This is a genomic window from Roseateles sp., assembly GCF_031397715.1.
GTDB lineage: Bacteria > Pseudomonadota > Gammaproteobacteria > Burkholderiales > Burkholderiaceae_C > Paucibacter_A.
Genome location: NZ_JANNMI010000129.1, coordinates 1 through 3521, shown reverse-complemented (window position 1 = coordinate 3521; position 3521 = coordinate 1). Strand labels below are relative to the sequence as shown.

4 protein-coding genes and 1 pseudogene are annotated in these 3521 nt (G+C 61.3%); 4 read left to right on the top strand and 1 reads right to left on the bottom strand.

Annotated features, from left to right (window positions below; genetic code table 11):
* Positions 1–231: chorismate synthase (locus tag RMO57_RS21970; RefSeq protein WP_414896375.1), on the bottom strand; the 231-nt coding region annotated here is incomplete at its 3' end.
* On the opposite strand from RMO57_RS21970, the gene rfbB reads away from it, so the two are divergent.
* The 4 genes and pseudogenes from rfbB to rfbC all read left to right on the top strand — a co-directional run.
* Positions 231–1277, top strand: a complete 1047-nt coding sequence (gene rfbB, locus RMO57_RS05665) for a dTDP-glucose 4,6-dehydratase (protein WP_310385016.1) — start codon at positions 231–233, stop codon at positions 1275–1277. The genes RMO57_RS21970 and rfbB overlap by 1 nt on opposite strands.
* On the top strand, positions 1274–2155 hold the full coding sequence (rfbD, locus tag RMO57_RS05660; RefSeq protein WP_310385014.1) for a dTDP-4-dehydrorhamnose reductase: 882 nt from the start codon (positions 1274–1276) through the stop codon (positions 2153–2155). The genes rfbB and rfbD overlap by 4 nt, the downstream gene beginning before the upstream one ends.
* Before the next feature lie 10 nt (positions 2156–2165).
* Complete coding sequence (rfbA, locus tag RMO57_RS05655; protein ID WP_310385012.1) at positions 2166–3053, top strand: glucose-1-phosphate thymidylyltransferase RfbA; 888 nt, start codon at positions 2166–2168, stop codon at positions 3051–3053.
* Positions 3054–3055: 2 nt separating this feature from the next.
* Positions 3056–3424 (top strand): annotated as a pseudogene (gene rfbC, locus RMO57_RS05650) (dTDP-4-dehydrorhamnose 3,5-epimerase); the annotation flags it as partial.
* Positions 3425–3521: the final 97 nt, after the last annotated feature.

The following is a 3521-nucleotide window of genomic DNA, read 5'->3' as shown; positions in this document are numbered from 1 at the left end:
TTCATGTGTCCGCATGTCCACCGAGCGCAGCGGCTTGTACAGGGTCGGAATCGGCTTCATGGCCGCTCGCAGCACAATCGGCTCACCATTGGACATGCCGCCCTCAATTCCACCGGCGTTATTGGTCGTCCGGTAAATAGGACTCATTGCACCGGTTTCAAGTTGCGCAACATCATAAAAAATCTCGTCGTGAACCTTGGATCCAGGCCGATCAGCAACCCCGAACCCCAATCCAACCCGGCGCCGGCTTCATCGGCAGTAACTTTGTTTTGGATTGGCTGTCTCAGTCGGACGAGCCGGTGGTGACGCTGGACGCACTCACCTATGCCGGCAATCTGGAAAACCTCAGCAGCCTGACCGGCGACGCACGGCATGTGTTCGTCAAGGGTGATATCTGTGACGGCCCGCTGCTCGCCAAACTCTTGGCCGAGCACCAGCCGCGCGCGCTGCTGCATTTCGCCGCAGAAAGCCATGTCGACCGCTCGATCAGCGGGCCCGGCGCCTTTATGCGCACCAATATCGAGGGCACTTACACGCTGCTTGAAGCGGCGCGCGCCTATTGGAGCGAGCTGGACGAGGCAGGCAAGTCAGCGTTTCGTTTCCACCATGTCTCGACCGACGAGGTTTACGGCTCGCTCGGGGCCGACGACGCCCCTTTCGCCGAAACCAAGACCTACGAGCCCAACAGCCCCTACTCGGCCAGCAAGGCGGCCAGCGACCATTTGGTGCGGGCCTGGCACCACACCTACGGCTTGCCAGTGCTGACCACCAATTGCTCGAACAACTACGGACCCTTGCACTTCCCCGAGAAGCTGATCCCGTTGATGATCGTCAATGCTTTGGCGGGCAAGTCATTACCCATCTATGGTGACGGCCAGAATGTACGGGACTGGTTGTATGTGACCGACCACGCGTCGGCGATCCGCGCGGTGCTGGCCGGAGGCCAAGTCGGCGAGGTCTACAACATCGGCGGCTGGAACGAGATGACCAATCTGGACATCGTCCACACCGTCTGCGCGCTGCTGGACGAGCTACGCCCCGATGCTGGGGGCAGCTACAAGCGCTTGATCACCTACGTCAAGGACCGCCCCGGCCACGACAGGCGTTATGCCATCGACGCCCGCAAGATCGAGCGTGAGCTCGGCTGGCGCCCGGCCGAGACCTTTGCCACCGGCATCCGAAAAACGGTGCAGTGGTATCTGGATCATCCCGACTGGGTGGCGCGGGTGCAAAGCGGCGCCTACCGCGATTGGGTGGCTCAACAGTACAGCGCATGAAGATTCTCTTGCTTGGCAAGAACGGCCAAGTCGGCTGGGAGTTGCAGCGCGCCTTGGCGCCGCTGGGTGAGCTGTTTGCACTGGACCGACATGACGGCGGCGATCTAGCCGACGGTCAGGGCTTGCTGGCAAAGGTCAAGGCGATCGCCCCGCAAGTGATCGTCAACGCCGCCGCTTACACCGCCGTCGACAAGGCCGAGTCCGAGCCCGAAATGGCTCAGCAAATCAACGCCACCGCGCCCGGCTTGTTGGCGCAGGAAGCCAAGGCCCTGGGCGCCTTGCTGATCCACTACAGCACAGACTATGTGTTCGACGGCAGCGGCGAAGAGGCCCGCAGCGAAGAAGCCCTAAGCGCACCCTTGAGCGTCTACGGCGCCAGCAAATTAGCCGGCGAAGATGCGATTCGCGCGAGTGGTTGCCAACACCTGATTCTGCGCACCAGCTGGGTCTACGCGGCGCGCGGCGGCAATTTCGCCAAGACCATGCTGCGACTGGCCGCCGAGCGCGAGCAATTGAAGGTCATCAGTGACCAGATCGGCGCGCCAACCGGTGCCGACCTGCTCGCCGACCTAACGGCCCATATGCTCAGAGCCACGCTAACCAGGCCAACCCTGAGCGGCACTTATCACGCGGTGGCCAGCGGCGAAACCAGCTGGCATGCCTATGCACAGCATGTGATTGAATTCGCGCGGGCCAAGGGAGCGCCGATCAAGGTCAGGCCCGAGCAAATCCTGCCGATCCCGACCAGCGATTACCCGACTCCTGCCCAAAGGCCGCTGAATTCGCGCCTGTCTACAAACAAACTACAGACCGCCTTCGGCCTCACGTTGCCCGCTTGGGCTGTGGGCGTCGAGCGCATGCTGACCGAAATCCTCTGAGAAAGACTCCATGACAAACAATCGCAAAGGCATCATCCTCGCCGGGGGTTCGGGCACGCGCCTGCACCCCGCCACCCTGGCCATGAGCAAGCAGCTGCTGCCGGTCTATGACAAGCCGATGGTGTACTACCCGCTGGCCACCTTGATGCTGGCCGGCATCCGCGACATCCTCTTGATCAGCACGCCGCAAGACATTCCGCGCTTTGAGGCGCTGTTGGGCGACGGCAAGCGCTGGGGTCTGAATATCAGCTACTGCGTGCAACCCAGCCCGGACGGCCTGGCGCAGGCCTTCATCTTGGGCCGTGACTTCATTGGCGGCAGCCCCAGCGCCTTGGTCTTTGGAGACAACATCTTCTACGGCCATGACTTCCAGGGCCTGCTTGCTAACGCCGACGCCAACCAGACCGGTGCTACCGTGTTTGCCTACCATGTGACCGACCCTGAGCGCTACGGCGTGGTCGAGTTCGACGCGAACAAGAAGGCCATCTCGGTGGCCGAGAAGCCGCTAGCCCCGAAGAGCAATTACGCCGTCACCGGCCTGTATTTTTACGACGAGCAGGTCTGCGATATCGCCGCCAGCATCAAGCCCAGCCCGCGCGGCGAGCTGGAAATCACCGACGTCAATGCCCAGTACCTCAAGCAACAGCAGTTGCAGGTCGAGATCATGGGCCGTGGCTATGCGTGGTTAGACACCGGCACCCATGACAGCCTGCTCGAAGCGGGCCAGTTCATCGCCACGCTGGAAAAGCGCCAAGGGCTGAAGGTCGCTTGCCCCGAGGAAATCGCTTACCGCTCGGGCTGGATCACGGCCGATCAGTTGGCCGCTTTGGCCAAGCCACTGGCCAAGAACGGCTACGGCCAATACCTGCAAAAACTGCTGGGCGACAAAGCCTTTTGAGCATGAAGATCACTCCCACCCGTCTACCCGAGGTCTTGATCGTCGAGCCCCGCGTGTTTGGCGATGCACGCGGCTTCTTCAGCGAGAGCTGGAGTGAGAAAGTTTTCAACCAAGCGGTCGGCTCCGAGGTCCGCTTCGTGCAGGACAACCATTCCCGTTCGGCCCGCGGCGTGCTGCGCGGTCTGCATTTCCAGCTGCCGCCGCACACCCAGGGCAAGTTGGTGCGTGTGGTCGGCGGCGCGGTGTTTGATGTGGCGGTCGATATCCGCCGCTCCAGCCCCAACTTCGGCCGCTGGGAAGGCGTCGAGCTGAGCGCCGAGAATCAGCGCCAGCTGTGGGTGCCGCCGGGCTTCGCGCACCAATTTATTGTTCATGGGCTTTCAGTCCCAATAATTATCATTAGAAGCATACTTTCGTTAATTGATTAATGGTTCATGCACGCAGGTTGATTAACACAATTTACAATTT